Raw genomic sequence first — 26202 nt, 5'->3', positions numbered from 1 at the left:
CGAAAGCGCTCCCGATCGGTCGGAAGCTCAAGGTCAGGAAACCGCATGTCAGCGCTGCTCATCATCATTCTTTTAAGTGCATTATCGATCGCCTATGGCGTCTGGGCCTATGCCGACGTCATGAAGCGTGACGCCGGCAACCAGCGCATGCAGGAGATCGCAGCGGCGGTGGCTGAAGGCGCGCAGGCCTATCTGAAGCGCCAATACATCACCATCGGCATGGTCGGCGTCGTGCTCTTCGTCGCGCTCGCCTATCTGCTGGGGCAGTGGGTCGCGATCGGCTTCCTGATCGGCGCCGTGCTCTCAGGCATGGCCGGCTTCATCGGCATGAACGTCTCGGTGCGCGCGAACGTCCGCACCGCGCAGGCCGCCATGCAGTCGCTGGGCGAGGGGCTCGACGTCGCCTTCAAGGCCGGCGCCGTCACCGGCATGCTGGTCGCCGGCCTCGCCCTGCTCGGCGTTGCCGTCTATTACGGCGTCCTGACCTCGATGCTGGGCTTCTCGCCCTCAAGCCGCGTCGTCATCGACTCGCTCGTTGCGCTCGGCCTCGGCGCCTCGCTGATCTCGATCTTCGCCCGTCTCGGCGGCGGCATCTTCACCAAGGGCGCCGATGTCGGCGCCGACCTCGTCGGCAAGGTTGAGGCCGGCATTCCCGAGGATGATCCGCGCAACCCTGCGACCATCGCCGACAACGTGGGCGACAATGTCGGCGACTGCGCCGGCATGGCGGCCGACCTGTTCGAGACCTATGCGGTGACGCTGGTCGCCACGATGGTTCTGGCTGCGATCTTCTTCGCCGGTCAGGCGACGCTCGGGACGATGATGCTCTACCCGATGGCGATCGGCGCCTCGTGCATCGTGACGTCGATCATCGGCACCTTCTTCGTCAAGCTCGGCGCCAACCAGTCGATCATGGGCGCGCTCTACAAGGGCTTCATCGCCGCCGGCGTGCTCTCCATCGGCGCGATCGCAGCCGTGAACTATCTGATGTTCGGGGGCTTCTCGGCCTCCTTCACCACGGTGCAGGGCGTCACCTTCACCTCGGGCGGGCTCTTCGCCTGCGCGCTGGTCGGCCTCGCCGTCACGCTGCTGATCGTCGTCATCACCGAATACTACACGGGCACCGGCAAGCGCCCGGTGGTCTCGATCGCCCAGGCCTCGGTCACCGGCCACGGCACCAACGTCATCCAGGGCCTCGCGGTATCCTTGGAATCGACCGCACTGCCGACGATCGTGATCATCGCCGGCATCATCGTCTCCTATGGCTTTGCCGGCCTGTTCGGCATCGCCATCGCCACCACCGCCATGCTGGCGCTGGCCGGCGTGGTCGTCGCGCTCGATGCGTTCGGCCCCGTCACCGACAACGCCGGCGGCATCGCCGAGATGGCCGGCCTGCCCAAGGAGGTGCGTCACTCCACCGACGCGCTCGACGCCGTCGGCAACACCACCAAGGCGATCACCAAGGGCTATGCGATCGGCTCGGCGGGGCTGGGCGCGCTGGTGCTGTTCGCGGCCTATACCTCGGACCTCAATTTCTTCATCGCCGAGGCCAACAAGGCGGGCTCGACCACCTTCCAGTATTTCAGGGGCGTGGTCGTCGATTTCTCGCTGTCCAACCCTTACGTCGTTGTCGGCCTGCTGCTCGGCGGCCTGATCCCCTTCCTCTTCGCCGGCATGGGCATGACGGCGGTGGGGCGCGCGGCGGGCTCCGTCGTCGAGGAGGTCCGGCGCCAGTTCAAGGAGAAGCCGGGCATCATGGACGGCACCGAGCGGCCCGATTATGCGCGCGCCGTCGACCTCCTGACCAAGGCGGCGATCAAGGAGATGATCATCCCCTCGCTGCTGCCGGTTCTGGCCCCGATCGTGACCTTCTTCGCGATCAACGCCATCGCCGGCAAGAACCAGGCCTTCGCGGCCGTCGGCGCCATGCTGATGGGCGTCATCGTCACCGGCATTTTTGTGGCGATCTCGATGACCTCGGGCGGCGGCGCCTGGGACAACGCCAAGAAGTCCTTCGAGGACGGCTTCGTCGACAAGGACGGCGTGCGCCACATGAAGGGCTCCGAGGCGCACAAGGCCTCGGTCACCGGCGACACCGTCGGCGACCCCTACAAGGACACGGCGGGCCCCGCCGTGAACCCGGCGATCAAGATCACCAACATCATCGCGCTGCTGCTGCTGGCGATCCTGGCTCACAGCTGAGGTGATCAGCGGCCATGCCTAGACCTCTGTGATCTGGGCGTGGCCGCAGATATGTTAATGTTGTTCGAGAAATTTAATCGGCTTCCCGATAAGTGGGATGTCAAGAAACGTAATCCAGTTTGTTTCGAAATTTACTTCGTAGGTTATAGTCAAAGACCTCGTCGAATAATAATTTATCAGCTCAAGCTTCCTGTATGCGTCACTCATTTGCAAATTTAATTTGATTATTTCAGGCTCTTCTGAGGCTGTATTTGTGATGTCAGGATTTTCGCTGATCAAGAAAGCCTGCTGCGTTTCGTCGGTTGAGATCATGTAGAGTGCGCTGGCCCTGATATGTCCCTCTGGGTAACCGCACGTCTGGACGATTCGTAGCTCAGCGCTCGCAAGTTCGGCAATGAGTTCAAACGGCAGCGCGCGCCGAAGAGCGTGATAGCGGCGGCTGTACCGCTGCGCAATTTGGCCTAAGCGCTGATAAGGGCTCATTCTCCAGTCCCATGTTGGCAATTTGCGGGTACTGGATGTTAACCAGATCGTCAATATTCCTTGTATGGATTTCATATGAATGTTACATAGATGCCACGATGTAGGCGCGATTGGGGTGGATGTAGAACCTTTCGCGTTCAGGTTCCCTTAATCGGAGGATGACTTTCGTGGCCCAGACAAGTTTCGAGATCGACGAAAAGACGGCTAAAGCTCTTGAGGAGTTGAAGCGTGTTTACGGCGTTTCGACGAATGCGGCTGTTCTAAAGAGAGCGCTCGCGATTGCCATGATCGCCTCGGAGGAGGCCGACGAAGATAATCGGATTCATCTTTTGAGGAAAAAAGATGATGGAACATATGCGGAAGTAGTTGTTCCTCAGTCATTTTAGTCGTTGAGCTGACGATTGTCTTAGATTAAGCGCACCCGCCAGATTTGGCGGGTGTTTTTATAAATCGAGAGGATGGCGGTAATGAAAGATCGTCAAGTTAGTGAGACAGAGGAGAGGAGTCCCTATAAAACTGAGGAGCGTTTCGAAGTTAGGGAGGTCGAATACTCAAAATTATCGCGTTACATGATGATTATAAATGCGGCTGTCACAATCTGGATCGCTGCGCTTGCGACCATTGAGGTGATGTTCGTTCTAACCGGAAAGCTCCCTCATGAAAGTCGCCTGATCGATTCAAAAGTGATAATAGCGTTCATTTCCGCTATTACTCTCCAAGTCGGTACCATGGCGATCACTGGATCAAAGTGGTTCTTTCGTAAGTAGTTTCTCCGGCCTCACACGCCGAACAGACTGAACTTCGTCACGCCCCTGAATAGGTTGCGCAATAAGCTCTGCTCCTCGCCGATATGACCGCGAGCATTCCCAAGCTGAATGCAATCCCATGGGACGTCCGCTGCCCGAACCGCCCTCGACACTACCGCCATCCCCGTAGCGTTCCCGCAAGCCATAACCCGCGCCGGCGGGCATGACGTCTCCCATCACAGGAGACCTCCCATGGCCCCATCCACCGCCGTTGTCGCACCCCGTTCCGGGGCAGGGCGCTTCATCGATCTCGCCCTCTTGCTCGTCCTCGCCACGCTCTGGGGCGGCTCCTATACTTTCATCAAGGTCGGCGTGGAGACGATTCCGCCGGTGACGCTGATCGCGGCGCGCACGCTGCTGGCGGGTGCGATCCTGCTCGCGGTGATCCGCTGGCGCGGCCTGCGGCTGCCGCGGGACCTCGCGACCTGGCGGCTCTTTCTCGTCCAGGCCTGCCTCAACAGCGTTCTGCCGTTTACGCTGATCGCCTGGGCCGAGCGCAGCGTCGAGGCGGGGCTTGCGACCATCCTGAGCTCGACCAGCCCGATCTTCGTCGTGCTGCTGGGGCTGCTTGGGGGCACCGGCGAGCGAGTGTCGCTGCTCAAGCTCGCCGGCATCGCGTCGGGCCTGGCGGGAACCCTGCTGATCGTCGGCGTCGAGGCGATGGTCGGCTTTGGGGCCGATCTCGCAGCCCAACTCGCGCTGGTCGCGGCCAGTCTCTGCTATGGCGGTGCGGCGCTGTTCGGGCGCCACTTCAGGGGGCTCGACCCGAGCATGCCCGCCGCCGGCTCGCTGATCTGCGGGGCTATCATTCTGATCCCGCTGAGCCTCATGCTCGACCGGCCGTGGACGCTGGCGCCCTCGGTGGCCTCGATCCAGGCATTGCTCGCGCTCTCAATCTTTTCGACCGCCTTGGCCTTCGTGATCTATTTCCGCCTGATCGCCCGGCTGGGCTCGGTCGCGACGACGTCGGTGGCCTATCTGCGGGTGCCCACCGGCGTGCTGATCGGCATGATCTTCCTCGGCGAGAGCCTGGCGCCGACGGCCTGGGCGGGCCTCGTCCTGATCGTCGGCGGCGTACTGGCGATGACGCTGCCCGTCCGCCGCCCGCGCAATCCCACCTGAGCCTGCCGACGTACCCCAACGAAAAAGCCCGCGGCGTAAGCCGCGGGCGTCATGCTGTCTCGATGATGGCGAGGCCGTCACGCACCCAGCGGGTTGAACCGGGTCACGCCGCGGAAGAGGTTGCGCAGGAAGCTCTGCTCCTCGCCGCCGGTCGCTGTGGTGCGGCTGATGAAGTCGAAGATCACGCCGTCCTTCAGCCCGTAATTGGCGATGCGCTCGACCTTGAAGCCCTTGTTGAAATAGATCACCAGCACCTGCTGATCGACCACGCTCAGATCCTGGAACTGGAAGCGGCGGCGCATGGTCTGGCTGATGTAGTAGAAGGTCCGGTTGCCGACCGTCGACGTCGTCGAGGGCGTGCCGAGGATCGACAGCACCTGCTGCACATCCATGCCGACCTTGATCTGCGCGATCAGCGCCTCGTCGGCGACGAAACCGCGATGGATTTCCTCGTTCATGCCGGCCGAGGTCGCGAGCCGGAAGCCGCCGGCATTGGGGCCGCAGCCGGCGAGAGCCAGGGAGGTCGTCGCGAGGAGGCCGAGCAGGGCAGTACGGCGGGAAACGGCGATCATGCGGACGGCATCCAGTGGCGCTGCGGCAAAGGGCCAAAGCCCGAGCCGCTTGTCAAACGGGTGGAGGTTGGCGTAACGCCCGAGGATGGCTTTGGCAAGGCAAGGACGTTCTCTGCGCCGCCGGCCGGGAAAGTACCCGCCCCATGTTCGGTTTGTTCGGCAAGCGTGAGGTCCGGCAAGCGCCCGTCGAGGCGCTGTTCGCGCGCGTCGCGGAAGCGTCGCGCCTGCCGGCCTTGTATCTCGACGGCGCCATCGCCGACGATTTCGAGGGGCGCTTCGAATCGCTGACGCTCCATGTCTTCCTGGTCCTGAGGCGGCTGCGGGAGCTGCCGTCGCCCGCCGACGAGGTCGCGCAGGATCTGGTCGACGCCAATTTCGCCTATCTCGAGCTGGGTTGCCGCAATGGCGGCGTCAGCGACACCGCCGTCCCCAAGCGCATGAAGAAGATCGGCCAGATGTTCTACGGCCGGGTGCGCGCCTATGAGGCTGCGTTCGCCGGGGAGGAGGGCGACGGCCTGACCGAAGCCCTGGCCCGCAACGCGACGCCTCAGGACGCCTCCGGCGAGGGCGCGGCCTTTCTGGCGGCCCATGCGCGCCGCCTGCAGGCCGTTCTGGAGCAGCGCGATCTCGAAGAGATCCTGACCGAGGCCACCCTGTTTGCCATTCCCATGGCCGGTGGAGAGCGTTGATGACATCTGAAACCCCGCCAGCCCTGCCGCCCGAAGCCCTGCAGCCTATGCCGCCGCTGCCGTTGCAGCGGCCGATCCGCGTCGACGAGATCAAGTTGAGGGGCTCGCATGTCGCCGTCCGGGCGGAAGCGGCCGAACTGGCCGGCATCGCCGCGATGCTCGACCTGCCGTCGGTCGAATCGCTCGAGGCGCGCTATGTCCTGTCGCGCAGCGGAACCCGGGTGAAGCTCGAGGGCGAGATGAAGGCGACGCTGCACCAGATCTGCGCCGTGACGCTCGATGCCTTCCCCGTGACGCTGACCGTGCCGCTCAAGCTCGACTTCGCGCCCGCCGACCAGCCGAACCCGCGGCGCAAGAGCGCCGATGACGACGGCGGCGCGATCGATGTCGAGGTCCGGCTGAACGAGGAGGATCCGCCCGAGCCGATCGTCGACGGCATGATCGACCTCGGTGCCGTGACGCTGGAATTCCTGGCGCTGGGCCTCGATCCCTATCCGCGCAAACCCGGCGCGGTCTTTGCCGAGCCGGCCCCCGAGCAGCCCCCCGAATCGCCCTTTGCGGCGCTGGCGCGGCTCAAGCGCCCCGAATGAGACGTGCAGCGGGGCGGGTAGCGGCTTGCGGCGCGCGCCCAAGTCGCTATTGTCCCGCCCGCATCGAGCCGCCGCGGACTGCAGGTCGGCCGCTCCTGGGAACAACCAAAACTCCATGACACGACCGGTTACAATCGCGCTCGATGCGATGGGCGGGGATCACGGCCCCGCCATCGTCATCCCCGGCGCCGCGCTCACGCTGGAGCGCCGCCCCGATGCGCGTTTCGTGATCTTCGGCGATGAGGCGCAGGTCCTGCCGCTGCTCGACCAGCACCCCAAGCTGAAGGCTGTGACCACCTTCCACCACACCGAGGTCTCGGTGAAGATGGACGACAAGCCGAGCCAGGCTCTGCGCTATGGCCGCTACAAATCCTCGATGTGGCGCGCCATCGACGCCACCAAGACCGGCGAAGCGGACGTCACCGTGTCCGCTGGGAACACCGGCGCGCTGATGGCGATGTCGAAGTTCTGCCTGAAGTCGATGCCCGAGGTCGACCGGCCCGCCATCGCCTGCCTGTGGCCGACGGTGCGCGGCGAGAGCGTGGTGCTCGATGTCGGCGCGACCATCGGCGCCGACGCCCGCCATCTCGTCGATCTCGCGGTGATGGGCGCGGCCATGGCCCGCGTCATCTTCGATCTCGACCGGCCGACGGTCGGACTGCTCAATGTCGGCGTCGAGGAGATCAAGGGCGTCGAGGCCGTCAAGGAGGCCGGGCGCATCCTGCGCGAGCTGAACCTGCCGAATATGAGCTATCACGGCTTCGTCGAAGGCGACGATCTCGGCAAGGGCACGGTCGATGTCGTGGTCACCGAAGGCTTCACCGGCAACATCGCGCTGAAGACTGCCGAGGGTACCGCTCGCCAGATCAGTTCCTATCTGAAGGCGGCGATGAGCCGGTCCTTGATGGCCAAGATCGGGTATCTCTTCGCGCGCGGCGCCTTTGCCGCGCTGAAGGACAAGATGGATCCGCGCAAGGTCAATGGCGGCGTGTTCCTCGGCCTCGAGGGCATCGTCATCAAGAGCCATGGCGGCACCGATGCCGTAGGCTTCGCCAGCGCGACCGAACTCGGCTACGAGATGGCGCGCGAGAACCTGATGGCCAAAGTCCGGGAGATGGTCGCCGCCTCCGCGCGTCAGGAGGCGTCCGCCCAGCAGGAGGCCGCAGCGCAAGCGGCCGCTGCCCAGTAAGGAAACGTCCTTGTCTATGCTGCGTTCTCAGATCATGGGCTGCGGGTCCTATCTTCCCGCGCGCATCGTCACCAATGCGGAGCTCGCCGAGCGCGTCGACACCACCGATGCGTGGATCGTCCAGCGCACCGGCATCCGCCAGCGCCATGTCGCCGCCGAGGGCGAGACGACCTCGGCGATCGGCCTGAAGGCGGCCCAGGCGGCGCTCGCCGACGCTGGCATGGACGCCTCCGAGATCGACATGATCATCGTCGCGACCGCGACGCCCGACCACACCTTTCCCGCGACCGCGACGCAGATCCAGGCGGCGCTCGGCATCGCCGGCGGCGTCGCCTTCGATCTCCAGGCCGTCTGCTCGGGTTTCGTCTTCGCGCTCGCCACCGCCGACAAATTCCTCAGCACCGGCTCGGCCAGGACGGCGCTGGTGATCGGCGCCGAGACCTTCTCGCGGATTCTCGACTGGGAGGATCGCACCACCTGCGTGCTCTTCGGCGACGGCGCCGGCGCGGTCGTGCTGAAGGCGGCGCCGGGCGAGGGCACGCTGGCCGATCGCGGCGTCCTGACGACGCATATCCGCTCGGATGGCCGCTACAAGGACAAGCTCTATGTCGACGGCGGGCCGGGCTCGACGAAGACCGTCGGGTTCCTGCGCATGGAGGGCAAGGAGGTCTTCCGCCACGCCGTCCAGAACCTCGCCGAAACCGTCCGGCACACCTTCGAGGAAACCGGGCTGACGGGGGCGGACATCGACTGGTTCGTGCCCCACCAGGCCAATCGCCGCATCATCGACGCGACCGCCGACAAGCTGGGGATCGCTCATGAGCGGGTGGTGATCACGGTCGATCGCCACGGCAACACCTCGGCGGCCTCGATCCCGCTGGCGCTCGCGGAGGCGCATCACGATGGCCGCATCAAGCGTGGCCAACTCGTGCTGATCGAGGCGATGGGCGGGGGCTTCACCTGGGGCTCGGCGCTGATCCGCTGGTAGGCGCCGGGAGCGGATTTCCGGTCAATTTTCCGGATTATCGCGCTGTTTTCATTTAATTTTCATAGGGCGGGCGCATCAGCGCGCGCTCGAGCATTGACCCGGACTGCGGCTGCGCCTAGCGTTCATCGTCCGGAATGGCGAAAGGCAGGTGGCATACCCGCCAGCCGAGATAACGCCTTGGAGGATATGGATGGCGGGGCACACGGTTACGCGAGCGGACCTCTGCGAGGCGGTGTATCAGAAGATCGGCCTTTCGCGGACGGAGTCGTCGAAGCTCGTCGAGGCCGTCCTCGACGAAATCTGCGATGCCGTCGCCCGTGGCGAGAACGTCAAGCTGTCCTCCTTCGGCTCCTTCGTCGTGCGTGACAAGGGCGAGCGGATCGGCCGCAACCCCAAGACGGGTGTCGAGGTGCCGATCGAGCCGCGGCGCGTGATGGTTTTCAAGCCCTCGAATGTGATGAAGGCCCGCATCAACGGTCAGTTGGGTGAGGGCGACGACGCGTGAGCCTGGAGTTCCACACCGGCGACACCGAGGCCGACATGGACACCAAGAGCCCAGATGCCTTCCGAACCATCAGCGAAGTCGCTGACGACCTCGATATTCCCCAGCATGTCCTGCGCTTCTGGGAAACGCGCTTCTCGCAGATCAAGCCGCTCAAGCGCGGCGGCGGCCGCCGCTATTATCGCCCCGACGATGTCGCGCTGCTGAAGGGTATCCGCCGGCTGCTCTACGGCGAGGGCTACACGATCAAGGGCCTGCAGCGCATCCTCAAGGAGCAGGGGCCGCGCCACGTCCAGGCGATCGGACGCGGCGGGCCGATCGGCCCTGCACCCGCCGCGCCGGGGACGGCACGTCATCGCGACGAAGCCTCGTCTCGTCCGGCTGGCCCATCCCGCGCGCCGGTCCCGCCCGGCCTCGACGACATCACCTTGCTGACGGCGGTGTTGGCCGAACTTGGCGAATGCAAGCGCATTCTCGATCGGGCCCTGCAACCGCCCGCCGAAACGGGCTGATGCGGTCGCCACGCCGGCCGGCTGCGGCTTGAAATGCGGTGCGCGTCGCTCTAGATCGGCCGCGAGGACGACCTCGGCGGCGCCGCCGCTTTTCTTCCAGGCGTGGACGACCTCGCCCCTTTCCCAAGGAGCGCCGCCATGGCCTGGTTTTATCTCTTCATCGCCGGTCTGTTCGAAATCGGCTGGGCCATCGGCCTGAAGTACACGCAAGGCTTCACCAGGCTGGTGCCGACGGCGCTCACCCTCGCCAGCATGGCGGTCAGCCTCGGCATGCTCGGACTGGCGCTGAAGACCCTCCCGGTCGGCACGGCCTATGCGGTCTGGACCGGCATCGGCACGGTCGGGACGGCCGCGCTCGGCATGATCCTCCTCGGCGAGCCTGCGACGGCGTTGCGTCTGGCATGCATCGGTCTGATCGTAGCCGGCATCGTCGGGCTCAAGCTCGTCGCCTGAGCGGGCGCGCGCTCAGGAGCGGCGCCAGTCTTGCGGCCAGTAGCCGCCGCGCTCCAGCATCACGATGAGCACGATCACGGCGAGCGTGACGACGAGCGTCATCAGCTTGGCGTTCCACGGCACGCCGCGACCGATCAGCCAGATCAGGGTTGCGCCAACCAGCAGGGGAATGAGCATCTCCATGGCGTCAGCCTAGCCCAAGCCGAGCCCGGGCGGAACCGCCCCATGCCGAGCGTGTGCGAACGGACGCAGACGCGCCGACCTGGGCGAGGCCGCCGCAGATGACGCTCATGCGCCGGCGGCGGCTGCACGCGCCGCCTGCGGCTGCACACCCTCGATCAACGGCCTCATGCGTCCGAGTTCCGCCGCCATGAAATCGAGGAACAGCCGCACACGCGGCGAATGCCGCAGATCGGGGTGGGTCAACAGCCACAGATCGGCGGAGAAGCCCGGATCTGGTTCCGCCAGCCGGGTCAGGCCCGGCCTCGTATCGGCGATGAAGCAGGGCAGGAAGCCGATCCCGATGCCGGCCTCGACGGCCTCGGTCAGCCCCAGCACCGTGTTGACCTTGTAGACGATGCGCTCGGGCGCGACATGCTGGACGAGGTAGCGCACCGCCCTCAGCCCGGCGAACCCGTCGCCGAGCGAAACCCAGTTGCGCTCCCACAAGCTCTCGACCGGCACCGGAACGGCCTCGGCGAAGGCCTCGGCGCGGCCATAAAGCGCCCAGGCGATCCGGGCGGCCTTGCGGCCGACCAGCGTTTCGGGCGGGTTGTCGGTGGCGCGGATCGCGACATCGGCATCGCGCTTCGACAGGTTCAGGGCCTGGTTGCTGAGCAGCACATCGAGCCTGATCGCGGGGCATTGCGCCAGGAATCCGGCGAAGACCGGGGTCAGCAGGTCGATCAGCAGGGAATCATTGGTGGTGACGCGCAGTTCCCCGGCCGGCGTGATCTCCTGTCCGGCGAGTTTCAGCGCAAAGGCGCTGATGTCGTCGTCGACCCGTCCGGCGAGCTGCGCCATCTCGTCCCCGGCGGGCGTCGCGACATAGCCGCTGCGATGGCGCTCGAACAGCTTGACGCCGAGCGCCGCCTCGATCTGGCCGAGGCGACGAAACACCGTCGAATGGTTCAGGCCGAGCGAGATCGCTGCGGCCGGCAGGGCCCGCCGCTCCGCGATCGCCTTGATCAGCCGGAAATCGTCCCAGGCCAGCGTCTTGCTCGACAGCGCCGGGGGCGAGGGCTGTCCCTTGGCGGCGGTCTTCATGAGGGAGGGCGTGCGCGGGCGGGTCTTGCCGGGGTCGGTCTGGGTCGGCTCGGTCATGGCGATACTGTCGGCCAGGACGCCGCCGCCATCAAGGCCACGAGGCCGAATGGCGGCGGCGGACGACAGGGCGCGCGTGCCGCCGGTCAGGCCGTCAGAAGGCCGCGCGCGGCCGGCAGCCGGGCGCCCCGCACTGCGAGCGCGCCATCGCCGATCAGGCCATGGGCCAGGGCGGCCAGCGCCAGGAAGGCGGGGTATTCCCAGCCGCCATTGGGGGCGTTGAAGACCCAGCCATTGGGGGCATGCACCATCAAGGCGCCGAGCAGGATCGGCAGCAGCAGGAGCGAGACGAAACGGCCATAGAAGCCGGCCAGGATCGCGAGGCCGCCGAGAAGCTCGGCAAGGATGATCGGCCAGGCGAGGATGGCCGGCAGGCCGACCTGTCCGAGGAAGCCGGCAAAGCCAGCCGGCGTGAAGACCGCGAGCTTGAGATAGGCATGGGCGATGAACATGGCACCGAGCGCGACGCGCAGGGTCAGGGCGCCATAGGGAGCGAGGCGATGGTCGATCATGATGGCAGTTTCCAGGAAGCGGGACCGGCTTGGTCTCGGCATGAGAGATCGCTGCCACTCCGAGGCAATGCAAACGGCGATTGGTCAACGATTGCATTGCGTAGATGCAATGTTCCGGCTCTGGCGCTTTGGGCTGGGCGGACCGATCTTCCTCGCCAACAGGGCGGTCACCCCGCCTCATCGCATTGGAAGGATCGTAGTCATGCAGATCAACGGCATTCATCACGTCACGGCGATCTCCGGCCCGGCCCGCCGCAATCTCGATTTCTACGGGCGTGTGCTCGGCCTGCGCCTGGTCAAGAAGACCGTGAATTTCGACGATCCCGGCACCTATCACCTCTATTACGGCGATGCCGATGCAGCGCCGGGCTCGATCCTGACCTTCTTCCCCTGGGAGCACGCTGCACCGGGCCGGCTCGGCGTCGGCGAGACGCAGGAGACGGTGTTCCGCGTGCCGGCCGGCGCGATCGGCTACTGGACGCATCGCTTCGTCGAGCAGGGCGTGCCCCATGATGCGCCGCTGAAGCGTTTCGGCGAGACGGTTCTGGCCTTCCGCGATCCCGACGGCATGCGGCTGGCGCTCGTCGGCGTGGCCGGCATCGAGGCGCAGACCGCCTGGGCCGGCAGCGATGTGCCGCTCGAGCACGCCATTCGCGGCTTCCACGGCGTCAGCCTGCTGGTCGACGATGCCGCGCCGACGGGGGCGATCCTGAGCGACGTCTTCGGATTCCGCGAGATCGGCCGCGAGGGCACGCTGGTCCGCTATCGCGCGGACGGCGCGCCGTTCGGCGACGTCATCGACCTGCGGGTTGCTGGCGGCTTCCTGCCGGCGCGGCAGGGGGCGGGCTCGGTCCACCATATCGCCTTCCGGGCGGCCGACGATGCGGCCCAGGGGGAGATGGTGCGCAAGCTCGCGGAGAACCACGGCATCCGCACCACGGAACAGCGGGATCGGAACTACTTCCGCTCCGTCTACTTCCGCGAGCCCGGCCGCGTGCTCTTCGAGATCGCGACCGACGTGCCGGGCTTTGCCGTCGACGAACCCGCCGAGAGCCTCGGCCAGGCGCTGAAGCTCCCGGCCGGGCTGGAAACGCAGCGTGCCCGAATCGAAGCCGTGCTGCCCGCGCTGGGCTGATCGCGTTGCCCTGCCCGGCCTGCAAGCCGGGCAGGGCCGTCCGCTAACCCTATCGAACAGGAGGTTTACGATGGACGCTCCCGCGACCACCGACTTCATTCACGTTTACGAGCCCGGCGCCGATCACCACAGGCCGCCGCTGCTGCTGCTGCACGGCACCGGCGGGGACGAGCGCGATCTGCTCGGCCTCGGCCGGGCGGTGGCGCCGGGCGCCAGCCTGCTCTCGCCGCGTGGCCAGGTGCTGGAAGGCGCGATGCCGCGCTTCTTCCGGCGGCTGGCCGAGGGCGTCTTCGACGAGGACGATTTGCGTCGGCGCACGCAGGATTTGGCGGATTTCGTCGAGGACGCCCGCCGCCGCTACGGGCTCGCGGCGCCGGTCGCGGTCGGTTTCTCGAACGGGGCCAACATCGCGGCGAGCCTGCTCCTGCTGCGGCCTGGCGTTCTGGCGGGCGCGGCGCTGCTGCGGGCGATGTCGCCCTTCGTCTCGCCGCCACAGGCGGATCTGGCGGGCCAGCGCGTCCTCATCCTCTCGGGGGCGATGGATCCGATCGTGCCGGCGGCGGACGCCAGGCGGTTGGCGCAGACACTGTCGGGCCATGGCGCCAGCGTCGATCATCGCGTGCTGCCGGCCGGTCACGGCCTGTCGCAGCCCGATATCGGGCTGCTGCAGAACTGGCTGGCGGGAGCCTGAGGCCCCCATCGGCGGCGCGCATGGCGCCGCCGAATGGCTGTGGAGTCAGGCCGTCGGGGCCGTGGCCTTGCGCCTCGTCTTCTTTTCGGGAGCGGGCGGCGCCGGCGGCTCGGCCGCCTGCTTGGCCATGCGCAGGGCCTTCAGCCCCTCGATCTTCTTGCGGGCGGCGGCCTCCTCGGCAGCGATGCGGCCGCTCGACTTCTGCTTTTCGCGGGGCGCTTCCTGGACGTTGTTCACGTCATGCCAGGCGCGTGTTCCCCGGTTTTCCCCTGCCATCGCTCTCATCCTTCTGTCACACGCGGAGAGTGAAGCTTACCCCCGATTGCGCGCCGATACGAGCCGCATCGCAGGGGCGGTGATCGCGGCCCGACGCCGCGCTCAGGCCAGCAGGGGCAGGGTGATCGCCATGGCGATCGCCAGCACGACCAGGGCGCGCAAAAAAATCGCCGACTGGCCTGAAACACGCCATTCGAGACAACGCGACAACATACGCATGATGACAGCGACCCCGGCGACCCTGAACGTCACGTTGGGTCATCGGGGAGGGGGCTGCAAGAGACGCGCTTCGAGCGCTGTGGACAACCTGCCCACTCGACCGCGAAAGACCGCCATGGGGAGGGCGGGGGCGGTGAGGTAATGGTCGGAGCGAGAGGATTCGAACCTCCGACCCCTTGTCCCCCAGACAAGTGCGCTAACCGGGCTGCGCTACGCTCCGACGGGTCGGCTTATAGGGGCGGGTGGCCGCGGATGCAATCGGCTTCGCGGGCTTGTTTCGCAAGACGTGCGGGATAATCGGTTTTTGTGTCGAACGGGCACAGCAGCGCCCCCTCGCGATTAACCCTCGATTTACTCTTCGATTGCGGGCGGGGCGCGATGCCGGCATCTCTTGGGGCGGGATGGGGAGGGCGAGCAGGCGGAGACCACCATGTCATTGGCGACAGTCACGGCGAATCCGATGCGCCCCGCGATGCGGGTTTCGGCGCCGACGTCCCGTAGCGTCGAGGGCTTCTTTCGCGAACTCGCGCCCGACTGGCATTCGCAATGGGCCTGGGAGAACTACGAGGCGACGATCCTCTCCCTCTCCCAGCAATACGGCCTGCGCCGCGTCTGCGAGATCGGCGGCGGGCGTGATCCGCTCTTCACCGCCGAGCAGGCGAGGCGCCGCGGCATCGACCTCGTCGTCAACGACATCGATGCCGGCGAACTGGCGCTGACGCCGCCCGGTCTCGAAACCGCCCGTTTCGACATCGCCGGCGACCTGTCCGAGCCCGACATCGCCCGCGGGGGCTACGACCTGATGGTCTCGCGCATGGTTTTCGAGCATGTCCGCGACGTCGAGCGCGCCTGGACCAACATCCACGCCCTGCTCGCGCCCGGCGGCGTCGCGCTCGCCTTCTTCCCGACACTCTGGGCGCCGGTCTTCGCGCTCAACCACATCCTGCCGGAGAAGGCCTCGCGCGCCATCGTCCATGCGCTGTTTCCGGCGCGGCGTGACGGCGGCGGCGATCCGAAATTCCCGGCCCATTACGACTGGTGCCGCGGCAGCCGCGCGATGCTGGAGCCGATGCTCAACCGCGCCGGCTTCAATGACGTCCACATCCAGCGCTTCTGGGGCCATGGCTATTTCGACCGCATGCCCGGTCTGAAGCAGGCCGACCACGCCTTCAACGCATTGGCCGCGAAGATCGGCTGGGACTTCGTGACGACCTACGCCTATGTCGTCGTCCGCAAGGACCGCGGCTGAGGCCGCGCAGCGGGCGGCGCCGGCAGCGCGGCGAGCCCCCAGACCAGCCCGAGCATCAGATACATGTGGCGCCAATGGTCGGTGTCGATCTGCAGCCCCTGCAGGATCGTGACGAACAGCACCGACCACAGCACGATCGCATGGTTCTGCCAGGGCGAGCGCTGGAAGACGAGGCGCCAGCCGACGAGGCAGGTCGCCGCCATCAGCGCCAGCCAGGAGAAGCCGCCGAGCCAGCCATAGGAGGCGAAGGCGTTGATGTAGACGTTGTGCGGATCCTCCGGGAAGAGCCAGCGGAAGCGCAGCGGGCCGAAGCCGTTGGGCTCCTCCAGCAGCAGCGGGATCGAGCGCAGCTGGTTGCCGAAGCGGCCGGTGACGCCCTGATCATAGCTCTGGTCGAGGCTGGCGCGGACCTCGAAGACGCTGCGGATGTTCTCGAAGGAGAGCGCGAAGAGCAGCGCGACCGTCAGCAGGCCGATTGCCGTCAGCGTCAGCGCGACGACCCTGGCCCGCCGCGCCGCATTCGGGGCGGTCAGGAAGGTCAGCGCGATCATCAGCAGCGCGGCGGCGACGAGATTGCCCCAGGCGCCGCGCGAGAAGGTCAGGAACAGCGCCGCCAACGGCACGCTCATCAGCAGGAGCCCGCGCATCAGCCCGAGCCGGCCGGTCAGGATGTGATGCAGCACATAGATGATCGGCAGCACCAGGAAGGGGCCGAGCACGTTGGGATCCTTGAAGGTGCCCGAGGCGCGGCCATAGAGGGTGAAGACAGACCCCAGCCCCGCCACGTCGAAATAGCCCAGCAGACCGGCCAGGCCCGCGCCCCAGGCGGCGAAGAGATAGCCCCGGCGCAGCGTTTCGAGGCGTCCCAGCGCGTCGTCGGCCATGATCGCGGCCAGAAACACCGCGGTCACCATCAGATAGACCGACACGGCGGTGAAGCGGACCGAGGCCGATTCATCCATCCAGGGGATCAGCGAGAAGGTGCCGCCGATATTGTAGAGCAGCAGCAGCAGCGCCAGCGGCAAAAGCTTCTGCGAGAAGCGGATGCCGGTGATCATGAAGACGAAGACGGCGAGCAGGAACACGACCTCGTAGGGCGAGGGCTCGATCAACGCGAGCCCGCTCGAGGCGGTCAGCAGCCAGAGCGCGCCGCGCTTGAGCGCGGCATAGGAGATGCGCAGGCCGCCGCGGCGCGCCGGCTCCGCATGGCCCCTGTCGGCCAGCGCGCTCAATAGGCGTTCTCGCTCTTGGTCATCAGCGAGAACGGTGTCTTGATCAGGATGTAGATGTCGAGCAGCACCGACCAGTTCTCGATGTAATAGAGGTCGTGCTCGACGCGGCGCTGGATCTTGTCCTCGGTGTCGGTCTCGCCGCGCCAGCCATTGACCTGCGCCCAGCCGGTGATGCCGGGCTTGACCTTGTGGCGCGCGAAATAGCCGTCGACCACCTGCTCATAGGCGCGGTTCGAGGCGGTGGCGTGCAGCGCATGCGGCCGCGGGCCGACCAGCGAGAGATTGCCCTTGAAGACGACGTTGAAGAGCTGGGGCAGCTCGTCGAGCGAGGTCTTGCGGATGAAGCGGCCGACGCGGGTGACGCGCGGATCGTCCTTCGTCACCTGCTTGGCGGCGGTGTGGTCGGTCATCTCGTGGTAGAGCGAGCGGAACTTGAAGACCTCGATCTGCTCGTTGTTGAAGCCGTAGCGCTTCTGCCGGAACAGCACCGGCCCCTTCGAGTCGAGCTTGATCGCGATCGCGGTGGCCAGCATCACCGGCGAGAGGACGATCAGCGCCAGCGCCCCGACGACCTTGTCGAAGGCCCATTTGACGACGATGTCCCAATCCGCGATCGGCCGGTCGAAGACGTCGAGCACCGGTACCGCGCCGAAATAGGAATAGGAGCGCGGCCGGAAGCGCAGCTTCGACATATGCGCGGAGAGGCGGATGTCGATCGGCAGCACCCAGAGCTTGCGCAGCATCGCGAGCAGGCGCGCCTCGGCCGAGATCGGCAGGGTGAAGATCACGAGATCGAGCTTGGTGCGCCGGGCGAACTCGACGAGGTCGTCGATCGTGCCGAGCTTGGGATAGCCGGCGACGAGATCGGGCGAGCGGTCGTCGTTGCGGTCGTCGAAGACGCCGCAGATGCGCAGGCCCGTGTCGCGCTGCGCCTCCAGCGCCTTGATCAGCGCCTCGCCGCCTTCGCCGCCGCCGACGATGGCGGTGCGCCGTTCCAGCCGCCCGCTGCGCGTCAGGTGGCGCACGCCCAGCGTGACGATCAGGCGCTCGAGGAGCAGCGCCGCGCCGCCGACGCCGTAGAAGCCCAGCAGCCAGACACGCGAAACCTGGTCGCCGGTCTTGAGAAAGAAGAAGGTCGCGAGCGTGATCAGGAACAGCAACGTCCAGCCGCTGGCGAGCCGGACCGCCATGGCGATGAAATTCCTGAGCGCGCCGACATGGTAGAGATGCAGCGCCTGGAAGACCGCCAGGGCTCCCACGGCCAGCGCCGGTATGGTGATCTGGTAGGGCAGGACGTTCTCGGCGTTGCCCGCGACATAAAGCCAGTAGACCAGCCCGCCGGCGCCGACCACGGCCAGGACGTCGAGCAGGCGCACCAGCCCCTCGATCATCACCGGCGAGAGCGTCGGCTTGACCGGCATCGCGGCGATCCGCTCCGCCAGCGGATGGAAGATGCGCGTCCCGCCGCCGGCCCGCCCGAACATCTCCGGCGTGGCGGAGGCGGCGGCGTCGGCCTTGATCAGATCGCGGACATCGAAGGCACCCATGACGTCACATCCCTGGTCTTCGCAACCGTGGTCGCTGTCGGCGCCGCCTGACGATTGGCCTTCGCCGGCCGCCGATCTTGCTGTGGAACTACCCGAAAATGCTCACGGAAGGCTTAACCGGACGGGTCGCTGTTTCCGCAGGTTCCCCGACGCGCCGGCGCGGAATCGACGGCCGACGTCGCCCACGAAAACGGCTGCGTAGAAAAGCCGGTTTTCCTTGGCCGATCAACGTATTGTTGCAGATAAACGGCCATCGATTGCCTCGCTGGAAAAGCGTGCAAACCGTCACGGAAGTCGTTTCGGGTTGACGAAAAGAACAATTGAGGCTATATCTGACGACGATGAGTGTCTGAGAAGCACATTGCTGCGCGATCGTATGTCCGGCCCTGGTGGCCGGTTTATGATTGCATTGCTGCTTTCGCGGTGATCCCGCCGGAAGCCTGTTCGCTCCGGACTCTGATTTCAAACTCGAACATTTGCTGAGCCTCGTCGCATCGCCCCCGCGATGCCTCTCGTCGGCTTCGCCCCGTGTGCTCCATGTCTTCCCATTGGTTCTTCCTGCTCGCGGCCATCGCCGTCGAGATCGCCGCGACGGCCGCGCTGAAGTCGGTCGTCTCGGCCCCCTGGCTGGTGGCGCTTCTGCCCCTGGTCCTGATCGGCCTGTCCTTCGCGCTGCTCTCGATTGCGCTGCGCGTCATCCCGCTGGCGGTCGCCTATGCGGTCTGGGAGGGGCTCGGCATCGTCGGCATCGCCGTCATCGGCCATCTGCTCTTCGGCGAACATCTGACGCCCGAGCGCATCCTGGCGCTGGCGGCGATCCTGTCCGGCATTCTGCTGCTCGAACGCGGCGTCGGCGAGAAGCCGGCCCAGCGTGCGGCTGGCGGCTCGCATGAGGGGAGGCCGGCATGATCTCCCCCCTGCTTCCGCAGTCGCTCGCCATCGCCTGGCTGGCGCTGGCGGTGGTGCTCGAGGTTGCCGGCTCCTGCCTGCTGAAGCTCTCCGACGGCCTGCGGCACCGGCTCTACGGGCTTCTCGGGATCGTCCTGGTGATCGGCGCCTTCGCGGCGCTGGCCCAGGCGATCCGTGGCATGGACCTCTCGGTCGCCTACGCCGTCTGGGGCGGGGCCGGGCTGGTCATCACCGCCATCGTCGGCGCGCTCGCCTTCGGGCAGCGCATCCGGCCGAGCGGCTGGGCCGGCATCGGCCTGGTCATCGCCGGCGTCGTCGCGCTCAAGATGGTCTGATCGCAACGCGGCCTCTCAGGCCCCGGCGCGCCTGGCCATGGCATCGCGATAGGCGGTGAGGACACCGTCGATCATCGCGTCGAGCTGGAAGTTCTCGCGCACATGCCGGGCGAGATCGGTCGCCTCCGCCGCGCGTTCGGCATCGGGCCGCGCGAGAATCGTGGCGATCGCGCCCGCGAGGACGACCGGGTCGTTGGTCGCGATCAGCCGGTCGCGATGGCGCGGCCCGTAGATCTCGTTGATGCCGCCGACATCGGTGGAAACCAGCGGCTGGGCCGCCGCTGCCGCTTCCAGGATGACATAGGGCAGTGATTCCGCCCGCGAGGGCACCACCATGACATGGGCGCGCGACAGCGCCTTCCGGATCGGGCCCGGCGGTTCGAAGACGCATTGATCGGCGATGCCGCGCGACACCGTCAGCGCCCGCAGCGTCGCCTCGTCGGGGCCGGAGCCGACGATTAGGGTGCGCGGTGTCAGCCGGTCGCGGGTCTTGAGCAGGCTCAGCGCATCGATCAGCGTGTCGATGCCCTTCGCCGAGCGCAGTTCGCCGAGATAGACGAGGTCGAACGTCGCGCCGCTATGGTCGATCGGCTCGAATTCCGGCTCGGAGATGCCGTTCAGCACGATGCGGTGGTCGGTCTTCGGGACATGCCCGATATAGGCCTCGAAGCGGCCGGCGATGAAGCGGCTCTCGAACAGGAACATGTCGGTGGCCGGCTCGAGCAGACGCTCGACCGCCATATAGACCTTATGCTCGGTGCCGCCGGGCTTGTAGTTGAAGCTGCCGCCATGAGGTGTATAGGCGGTGACATAGCGCCGCCCCGGGGTCAGCAGCGCCGGCAGCCGGCCGTAGAGCCCGCCCTTCGAGCCGTGGCAATGGACGATGTCGGGAGCGAGGCGCGCGCGCAGCGCGATCGCGCTCATCTGAGCCTTCGCATCCGTCAGGCTTGGATAGCGCGACATCGGCACGCGGGTGATGCCGAGCGCCAACTGGTTGGCGAGCTCCGCGAAGACATCTTCGGCGCGGGTTCCGCCGGTGGTGGAATCGCAGAAGATGCCGACCTCATGGCCGCGCTGTGCCTGGCCGCGGGCGAGGTCGAGCACATGCCGGAACAATCCGCCGAGCGGCGCCCGGAAGACATGCAGAATCCGCAGCCGCGGCGAGGCGTCCGTCATCGGGGTCCTCCCGCGTGGATCAGAACCAGCGTTCCTTGATGACGATCGTGTCGCCGGGCTGCACAGGGTAGGTGATCGGGACGCTGGCGGTGACGAGCTGGCCTTCGATCAGGCGGGTCACCTCGGCCGAGCTGCGCTGGCCACGCGGGGTGAACCCGCCGGCGATGGCGACGGCCGTTTGCACGGTCATGCCGGGGACGAAGGGGAACTGGCCGGAACTCGTGACCTCGCCGAGGACGAAGAACGGCCGGTAGGTGTCGACCTCGACCGAAACCTTGGGCTCGCGCAGGAAGCCGGCGCGCAGCTTCGCCGCGATCGCCGCCTCGAGTTGCTGGGTTGTGCGGCCCTGCGCATCGACGGCGTCGATCAACGGCATCGAGATCCGCCCCGAGCCGTCGACGGTATAGATGTTCGAGAGATTGTCCTGTCCGAAGACGATGACGCGCAGGCGGTCGCCGCTGGCGAGGCGGTAGGGCCCGGTCGGCTGCGACAGCGCATAATCGGACGGCGCATAACGCGGCGCACAGGCACCGGCGGTCATGGCAACGGCCAGGACGAAAGAGGCGAGACGGCGACTCATCACAAGCGATACCCATGCGAAGCTTGGCGTGAGCATGGGCGCGACATGGTTAACAAAGACTTCAGCGCAAAACCGGACGCTCCGCATCGGTACGCCGGGCAGGCGGCCTCTTAACCCCACACTAACCTTACTGAGCTTTCATCAAGACTGCGTCCTGTTCAGGGCGCGAGAGTTTTGCGTGGATGGATGGATCATGACCGCTCAGACCGAGAGCCATGTCAGGGAGCAGTTCCGCGAGCCGGCGGCGCGCGATGACGGTCGCGGCGACATGCTCGACCTCTCGGCGCTCTGGCTTGCGATCAAGCGGCGCAAGGCCTGGATCATCGGGCCGACGCTGGCGGTGCTGGGCCTGTCCTTCGTCGCCGTCAACCTGGTGACGCCTCGCTACACGGGCGAGGCCCGCATCCTGCTGGAGAACCGCGGCACGTTCTTCACGCTGCCCGGCCAGTCCTCGACCGACAGCGTCGGACAGTTCGACTCGGAGGCGGTGCAGAGCCAGGTCCAGATCATCATGTCGCGCGACCTTGCTCGCGAGGCGATCAAGCGCATCGGGCTCGTCGGCAACGCCGAGTTCGATTCGGGCGCCGGCGCGCTCAACGCCCTGCGCAAGCTCGGCGTGCTGATCGGGTTTGGGGCCCATCCGGCCGACCGCTCGCCCGAAGACCGCGTGCTGGAGAAATACTACGACCGGCTCCTGGTCTATCCGGTCGGGCGCTCGCGCATTGTCGCGGTCGAATTCACCTCGCAGGATCCGGAGCTCGCCTCCCGCGGCGCCAACATCATCGCCAGCGCCTATCTGGAGCTGCAGGAGGCCGCAAAGCAGGATTCCGCCCGCAGCGCCTCGTCCTGGCTGTCCACCACCATCGAGCCGCTGCGCCAGCGTCTGGCCGACGCCGAAGCCAAGGTCGAGAACTTCCGCTCGCGCAACGGCCTGCTGGTTGGAGCCAACAACACCACGATCAACGCCCAGCAGCTCGGCGATCTCTCGACCCAGCTCTCCGCCGCGCGCAGCCAGCAGGCCGAGGCGCAGGCCAAGGCCGGCCTGATCCGCGACGCGATCAAGCAGGGCCGCACCTTCGAGATCCCCGACGTCGCCAACAACGAGCTGGTCCGCCGGCTGATCGAACAGCGCGTCAATCTGCGCGCCCAGCTCGCGCTCGAATCGCGCAACCTCCTCTCCGAGCATCCGCGCATCAAGGAGCTCAACGCCCAGCTCGCCGATCTCGAAGGCCAGCTTCGCGCCGCCGCCGAGCGCACGGTCCGCACGCTGGAGAACGAGGCCAAGATAGCCGGCCAGCGCGTCGAGAGCTTCACCGCCGCCCTCGACGGCCAGAAGAAGAGCGTCTCGACCGGCAATGACAGCGAGGTGCAGCTGCGCGCGCTGGAGCGCGAGGCGCGCACCCTGCGCGAGCAGCTCGAGCAGTACATGCTGCGCTATCGCGAGGCGGTCGCCCGCGACACCCAGAACGCGACGCCCGCCGACGCCCGCGTCATCTCGCGCGCCATCGAGCCGACCGAGCCGTCCTTCCCCAAGAAGCTGCCGACCGTGCTGGTGGCGACGCTGGCGACCTTCCTCGTCTCGCTGGCGACGGTGGTTTCGCGCGAGCTGCTCAACGGCCGCGGCGAGACGCCCGCTCCCCAGCCGCGCCGGGCGCCGGGCTGGGTCGGCGGCGGCGCTGCCGGTGCGCCGCGCGGTGACGAGACCGAGAGCAATCTGCGCCGCGAACGGGTCGCCGGGCTTTTGACCCATGGCGGCCGCCTCGGCCAGATCACGCTCGATCTCGCCCACCCCGAACAGACGCTGGCCGATCTCGCCGAGCGCATCGAGGAGCCCGCCCGCGGCATGGCGCCGATGGTGCTGGTGCTCGACGGTGCGGGCGAGGGCGCGACCACGCCCCATGATCTGGCCGATCTGCTGTCGCAGCGCTGCCGCTGCATCATCGTCGATCTCGCGGCCGACGAGGGCCGCAGCCAGCCCGGCTTCTCCGAGCTGCTCGCCGGCGAGGCCCTGTTTTCCGACATCATCACCCGCGAGCCGGGCTCCAGGCTGCACCGCATCGGCCCTGGCCGCGCCGGCCGCGATGCCGTGCTGGCCGCGCCCGATCTGGTCGAGGTCGCGCTCGACGCGCTCTGCGAGACCTATGACTGGGTCCTGGTCGCCGCCGCCTCGAACGATGCCGCCCCGGTTCTCGCGCCTCTGGCGAAACGCGCGCAGGGCGGCCTTGTGATGGCCGGCCAGCTCGGCAATGGCCATGCCGTCGAGGCCGCCTATCGCCTGGCCGATCTCGCCAAGGCGCCGGTGACGCTGATGCTGGACGCGCCCGACACCATCCCGATGCGCGACCTGCGCGAGCGCGACCCCGCGCCGATCTGACGCGCCCTAGTCGTCGCTGGTCCGGCCACGGCCGCGGTTGAGCCAACCAGAGACGCGGTGCGCGAGCTTTAGCGCCACCGGCGAGGCCTTGATGCGGCGCTTGGCCTCGCGCTTGGCCCGGCTGAACCAGGCGAAGGCGTGTCCCTTCGCCGTCAGCGGCAGGAAGCTGTCGACCAGATCGTCGCGCTCGTTGCAGATCGTCGTCTTGTAGCGCGCCTCGCCGACGCCGAGATCGAAGATGGTGATCCCCTCGCGGCATTTCAGCTTGATCAGCTCGATCAGCAGGATCTCGCCCGGGCTCGTCTTGGCGACCTCGCTGTCCATGGCGAAGGACGTCGCCATGCCCGAAAAGCGCCCGGCCTGCACCGCGCCGACATAGGTTGCGACCGACTGGCCGCCGACATCCAGCGAGTACAGCTCCAGAACCGGCGGCCGGTCCGCAGTCCCTTGCGCGCCCTGTTCCAGGAAGCGCCGGACGGCAGGGAGCGCAAACGGGTCTGGCACGCCCATCATCGCGAAGCGCGCGGCCTTCTGGCGCAGGAACGCGTCGATCACCCGCGCGATTTCGCCCGGTGCGCGGGCGCGGAGCACCTCGGAGGGGCCGAACGTGGCGAAACGGTTGCGCTTGTTCTTGAGCTTCTTGTGCGCGTGGCTGCTCATCGAGCGCCGCAACGAGCCTTCGCCATCGCCGGGCTCGAGGGCGAGCTTGTAGGCGCCGCTGGGGCTCGGCCCCGCCGCCAGCCCCGCCAGCGGATTGGCGATGCCCTGCCATTGCGTCGGCTGGTTGACGAAGATGAAGGCGTCGAGCCCGCCGATCGCGGCGCCGATCTCGGCGAGCATCCGGCGGATCGCCTCGGCATCGAGCGCGGCCGCAAAACCGGGCGCATAGATACCCATATGGTAGTTGGCGTGCTTGCCGCCGACGAACTCGGCAAAGCGGATGCCGTTGCGGCGGGTGATGACCAGCGGCAGGATCGCCAGCGCGGCGCCCGACGCATCGCGCAGAACGGCATGGCGGAACACCATGCGCTGCGCCGCGCCGACGGTCTCGACGAAGGGCCGCACCCAGCCATAGGCCTGATAGGGCGTGACCAGCGCCTGGGCTTCGAGCCCGCGCCACTCGGCCTCGATCGTGGCGATGTCGGCGGTGACCGAGAGGCTGTGCCAGGCTGCGGCGCTCAGGCCGTCATCGCTTCGCGCGGGCGACGCGATGCGATGCGTTCCGGCAGAACCGGACGCGGCAGTGGCTGACGACTCGGCAAGGGCTGACATGGACGGGCCGGACCTCGGATGGGCGACGATGCATGTCCTTAACCCGCTATTGTGAACGGACTGGGCAAGATCGCGGCGCTGCGAGGGCGGGATTGCCCAACAGCGTTAGCGAGCGGTTGCCGCGGAACGGACAGATGAACCTGCGCCACCATGCCTTTTCGGCGATCTTCCAGGCGATCGCGGCCACCCGCGCCGATCGCTGGGGCAGGGGGCTGGCGCAAGGCGCGGGCGTGATCCTGACGCTGCACCATGTCAGGCCGCCGGCCGCCGGCAGCTTTCAGCCCAACGGCCTGCTCGAGATCACGCCGGATTTTCTCGACCGCACGCTCGCGCTGATCCGCGCCGAGGGGTACGACCTCGTCTCGCTCGACGAGGCGGTTCTGCGCCTGTCGGCGCCGCGGACGGGCCGCTTTTTCGTCGCGCTGACCTTCGACGACGGCTACCGCGACAACATCGAGCACGCCTGGCCGGTGCTGGCGAAACATGGCGCGCCCTGGACGCTCTTCGTCACGCCGGGCTTCGCCGACCGCACGGCGCGGCTCTGGTGGCTGGAGCTCGAGGAGGCGATTCGCGCGTTGCCGGCGCTCTCGCTGACCCTTCCGGACGGCCCCTTCACGGCGCGGACGGACAGCGACACCGACAAGCAGCGCGCCTTTGAGGCACTATACTGGCGTCTTCGCAAACAGCCGGAAGCGATTCTGCTGTCAGTCATTTCCGATCTGGCGACGCAGGCCGGCATCGACCGCGCGGCCTTGGCCGAGCGCGAATGTCTGCCCTGGGAGACGCTGCGCGCTCTGGCCGGCGCGCCTGGCGTGACCATCGGTGCGCACACGCTGACGCATCCGATGCTGGCCAAGCATGACGAGGCGTTCGCGCGGGCGGAGATCGTCGAGGGCAAGGTGAGGCTGGAAGCGGAACTCGGTGTTCCCATCCGCCATTTCGCCTATCCCGTCGGAGACCCGAGTTCGGCCGGGCCGCGCGATTTCGCACTGACGCAGGAGGCGGGCTTCGCCAGCGCGGTGACGACGCGGCCGGGCCATCTCTTCGCTGAGCATGCCGACCACCTCCACGCCCTGCCGCGCGTGTCGCTCAACGGCCTGCACCAGAGCGATGCGGCTGTGAAAGCGCTGCTCTCGGGCCTGCCGTTCTGGCTCTGGAACCGGGGCAGGCGGGTGAATGTGGGGTAGGTCAGCGCGTCATCCTCGGGGCTCGACCCGAGCATCTCCGGCAAGGGATTCTCGGGTCTCTGCTGCGCTCCGCCCTA

General features: G+C 67.1%; 29 protein-coding genes and 1 tRNA gene. 17 read left to right on the top strand and 13 right to left on the bottom strand.

All coding sequences use genetic code 11. From position 1 onward, the window contains the following. Positions 1-45 precede the first annotated feature (45 nt). Positions 46-2202, top strand: coding sequence for a sodium-translocating pyrophosphatase (locus Q8S38_RS13135; RefSeq protein ID WP_305680864.1), 2157 nt, complete (start codon positions 46-48; stop codon positions 2200-2202). A gap of 54 nt (positions 2203-2256) precedes the next feature. Here the strand turns inward: Q8S38_RS13135 and Q8S38_RS13130 are convergent, their stop codons facing one another. Further along, positions 2257-2685, bottom strand: coding sequence for a hypothetical protein (locus tag Q8S38_RS13130; RefSeq protein ID WP_305680863.1), 429 nt, complete (start codon positions 2683-2685; stop codon positions 2257-2259). A gap of 167 nt (positions 2686-2852) precedes the next feature. Between Q8S38_RS13130 and Q8S38_RS13125 the strand changes: the two genes are divergently transcribed. Both Q8S38_RS13125 and Q8S38_RS13120 read left to right on the top strand, forming a co-directional pair. Then, positions 2853-3071, top strand: a complete 219-nt coding sequence (locus Q8S38_RS13125; RefSeq protein ID WP_305680862.1) for a hypothetical protein — start codon at positions 2853-2855, stop codon at positions 3069-3071. 612 nt (positions 3072-3683) lie between these two features. Then, positions 3684-4613, top strand: a complete 930-nt coding sequence (locus Q8S38_RS13120) for a DMT family transporter (RefSeq protein WP_305680861.1) — start codon at positions 3684-3686, stop codon at positions 4611-4613. 77 nt (positions 4614-4690) lie between these two features. Here Q8S38_RS13120 and Q8S38_RS13115 read toward each other — a convergent pair whose 3' ends face one another. Then, the gene (locus Q8S38_RS13115; RefSeq protein WP_305680860.1) at positions 4691-5185 is read right to left on the bottom strand and encodes an outer membrane protein assembly factor BamE; all 495 of its coding nucleotides are present in this window, start codon (positions 5183-5185) and stop codon (positions 4691-4693) included. Positions 5186-5328: 143 nt separating this feature from the next. Between Q8S38_RS13115 and Q8S38_RS13110 the strand changes: the two genes are divergently transcribed. From Q8S38_RS13110 to sugE, 7 genes are all read left to right on the top strand, one after another. Then, entirely contained in the window at positions 5329-5874 is a 546-nt protein-coding gene (locus Q8S38_RS13110; protein WP_305680859.1) for a ubiquinol-cytochrome C chaperone family protein, read from the top strand. Further along, positions 5874-6464, top strand: coding sequence for a YceD family protein (locus Q8S38_RS13105; RefSeq protein WP_305680858.1), 591 nt, complete (start codon positions 5874-5876; stop codon positions 6462-6464). The genes Q8S38_RS13110 and Q8S38_RS13105 overlap by 1 nt, the downstream gene beginning before the upstream one ends. Before the next feature lie 115 nt (positions 6465-6579). Further along, positions 6580-7653: a phosphate acyltransferase PlsX gene (gene plsX, locus Q8S38_RS13100; protein ID WP_305680857.1), complete on the top strand. Its 1074-nt coding sequence runs from the start codon at positions 6580-6582 to the stop codon at positions 7651-7653. A 10-nt stretch (positions 7654-7663) separates the two neighbouring features. Next, the gene (locus Q8S38_RS13095) at positions 7664-8641 is read left to right on the top strand and encodes a beta-ketoacyl-ACP synthase III (RefSeq protein ID WP_305680856.1); all 978 of its coding nucleotides are present in this window, start codon (positions 7664-7666) and stop codon (positions 8639-8641) included. A 190-nt stretch (positions 8642-8831) separates the two neighbouring features. After that, the gene (locus Q8S38_RS13090) at positions 8832-9146 is read left to right on the top strand and encodes an integration host factor subunit alpha (RefSeq protein ID WP_069054799.1); all 315 of its coding nucleotides are present in this window, start codon (positions 8832-8834) and stop codon (positions 9144-9146) included. A gap of 35 nt (positions 9147-9181) precedes the next feature. Further along, a complete protein-coding gene (locus Q8S38_RS13085; RefSeq protein ID WP_305680964.1) occupies positions 9182-9655 on the top strand; it encodes a MerR family transcriptional regulator in 474 nt (157 codons plus the stop codon). A 138-nt stretch (positions 9656-9793) separates the two neighbouring features. After that, complete coding sequence (gene sugE, locus Q8S38_RS13080) at positions 9794-10108, top strand: quaternary ammonium compound efflux SMR transporter SugE (RefSeq protein WP_305680855.1); 315 nt, start codon at positions 9794-9796, stop codon at positions 10106-10108. Positions 10109-10120: 12 nt separating this feature from the next. On the opposite strand, the gene Q8S38_RS13075 is transcribed toward sugE, so the two are convergent. From Q8S38_RS13075 to Q8S38_RS13065, 3 genes are all read right to left on the bottom strand, one after another. Beyond that, a complete protein-coding gene (locus Q8S38_RS13075; RefSeq protein WP_305680854.1) occupies positions 10121-10291 on the bottom strand; it encodes a hypothetical protein in 171 nt (56 codons plus the stop codon). Positions 10292-10396: 105 nt separating this feature from the next. Continuing rightward, the gene (locus tag Q8S38_RS13070; RefSeq protein ID WP_305680963.1) at positions 10397-11374 is read right to left on the bottom strand and encodes a LysR family transcriptional regulator; all 978 of its coding nucleotides are present in this window, start codon (positions 11372-11374) and stop codon (positions 10397-10399) included. Positions 11375-11517: 143 nt separating this feature from the next. Further along, the gene (locus tag Q8S38_RS13065) at positions 11518-11943 is read right to left on the bottom strand and encodes a DoxX family protein (protein ID WP_305680853.1); all 426 of its coding nucleotides are present in this window, start codon (positions 11941-11943) and stop codon (positions 11518-11520) included. Positions 11944-12145: 202 nt separating this feature from the next. On the opposite strand from Q8S38_RS13065, the gene Q8S38_RS13060 reads away from it, so the two are divergent. Both Q8S38_RS13060 and Q8S38_RS13055 read left to right on the top strand, forming a co-directional pair. After that, entirely contained in the window at positions 12146-13078 is a 933-nt protein-coding gene (locus Q8S38_RS13060; RefSeq protein WP_305680852.1) for a ring-cleaving dioxygenase, read from the top strand. Positions 13079-13148: 70 nt separating this feature from the next. Then, the gene (locus Q8S38_RS13055) at positions 13149-13769 is read left to right on the top strand and encodes an alpha/beta hydrolase (RefSeq protein ID WP_305680851.1); all 621 of its coding nucleotides are present in this window, start codon (positions 13149-13151) and stop codon (positions 13767-13769) included. A 45-nt stretch (positions 13770-13814) separates the two neighbouring features. On the opposite strand, the gene Q8S38_RS13050 is transcribed toward Q8S38_RS13055, so the two are convergent. The 3 genes from Q8S38_RS13050 to Q8S38_RS13040 form a co-directional block, all read right to left on the bottom strand. Then, on the bottom strand, positions 13815-14045 hold the full coding sequence (locus Q8S38_RS13050; RefSeq protein ID WP_305680850.1) for a hypothetical protein: 231 nt from the start codon (positions 14043-14045) through the stop codon (positions 13815-13817). 102 nt (positions 14046-14147) lie between these two features. Beyond that, positions 14148-14297, bottom strand: coding sequence for a hypothetical protein (locus Q8S38_RS13045; RefSeq protein WP_305680849.1), 150 nt, complete (start codon positions 14295-14297; stop codon positions 14148-14150). 109 nt (positions 14298-14406) lie between these two features. After that, positions 14407-14484: transfer RNA gene (locus Q8S38_RS13040), tRNA-Pro, on the bottom strand. 210 nt (positions 14485-14694) lie between these two features. On the opposite strand from Q8S38_RS13040, the gene Q8S38_RS13035 reads away from it, so the two are divergent. Then, a complete protein-coding gene (locus Q8S38_RS13035; RefSeq protein ID WP_305680848.1) occupies positions 14695-15513 on the top strand; it encodes a class I SAM-dependent methyltransferase in 819 nt (272 codons plus the stop codon). Here Q8S38_RS13035 and Q8S38_RS13030 read toward each other — a convergent pair. Next, complete coding sequence (locus Q8S38_RS13030; RefSeq protein WP_305680847.1) at positions 15483-16745, bottom strand: O-antigen ligase family protein; 1263 nt, start codon at positions 16743-16745, stop codon at positions 15483-15485. The two genes, Q8S38_RS13035 and Q8S38_RS13030, sit on opposite strands and share 31 nt — an antisense overlap. Continuing rightward, entirely contained in the window at positions 16742-18292 is a 1551-nt protein-coding gene (locus tag Q8S38_RS13025) for an undecaprenyl-phosphate glucose phosphotransferase (protein WP_305680846.1), read from the bottom strand. The genes Q8S38_RS13030 and Q8S38_RS13025 overlap by 4 nt, the downstream gene beginning before the upstream one ends. 537 nt (positions 18293-18829) lie before the next feature. Between Q8S38_RS13025 and Q8S38_RS13020 the strand changes: the two genes are divergently transcribed. Continuing rightward, complete coding sequence (locus Q8S38_RS13020; RefSeq protein ID WP_305680845.1) at positions 18830-19201, top strand: DMT family transporter; 372 nt, start codon at positions 18830-18832, stop codon at positions 19199-19201. Then, positions 19198-19536, top strand: coding sequence for a multidrug/spermidine efflux SMR transporter subunit MdtI (gene mdtI, locus Q8S38_RS13015; RefSeq protein WP_305680844.1), 339 nt, complete (start codon positions 19198-19200; stop codon positions 19534-19536). Before Q8S38_RS13020 ends, mdtI begins: the two co-directional genes overlap by 4 nt. 15 nt (positions 19537-19551) lie before the next feature. Here mdtI and Q8S38_RS13010 read toward each other — a convergent pair whose 3' ends face one another. Together Q8S38_RS13010 and Q8S38_RS13005 are read right to left on the bottom strand one after the other, a co-directional pair. Continuing rightward, positions 19552-20712: a glycosyltransferase gene (locus Q8S38_RS13010; RefSeq protein ID WP_305680843.1), complete on the bottom strand. Its 1161-nt coding sequence runs from the start codon at positions 20710-20712 to the stop codon at positions 19552-19554. 19 nt (positions 20713-20731) lie between these two features. Beyond that, positions 20732-21292: a polysaccharide biosynthesis/export family protein gene (locus tag Q8S38_RS13005; RefSeq protein WP_305680842.1), complete on the bottom strand. Its 561-nt coding sequence runs from the start codon at positions 21290-21292 to the stop codon at positions 20732-20734. 193 nt (positions 21293-21485) lie between these two features. On the opposite strand from Q8S38_RS13005, the gene Q8S38_RS13000 reads away from it, so the two are divergent. Next, a complete protein-coding gene (locus Q8S38_RS13000; RefSeq protein WP_305680841.1) occupies positions 21486-23666 on the top strand; it encodes a GumC family protein in 2181 nt (726 codons plus the stop codon). Positions 23667-23672: 6 nt separating this feature from the next. Here Q8S38_RS13000 and Q8S38_RS12995 read toward each other — a convergent pair whose 3' ends face one another. Next, a complete protein-coding gene (locus Q8S38_RS12995; RefSeq protein ID WP_305680840.1) occupies positions 23673-24938 on the bottom strand; it encodes a GNAT family N-acetyltransferase in 1266 nt (421 codons plus the stop codon). A gap of 134 nt (positions 24939-25072) precedes the next feature. Between Q8S38_RS12995 and Q8S38_RS12990 the strand changes: the two genes are divergently transcribed. Then, positions 25073-26125, top strand: coding sequence for a polysaccharide deacetylase family protein (locus Q8S38_RS12990; protein ID WP_305680839.1), 1053 nt, complete (start codon positions 25073-25075; stop codon positions 26123-26125). Positions 26126-26202 lie beyond the last annotated feature (77 nt).

This window comes from Allobosea sp. (assembly GCF_030695125.1).
GTDB lineage: Bacteria > Pseudomonadota > Alphaproteobacteria > Rhizobiales > Beijerinckiaceae > Allobosea.
Note: the sequence above shows the minus strand (reverse complement) of the source record. Positions and strands in the feature narration are given on the sequence as shown.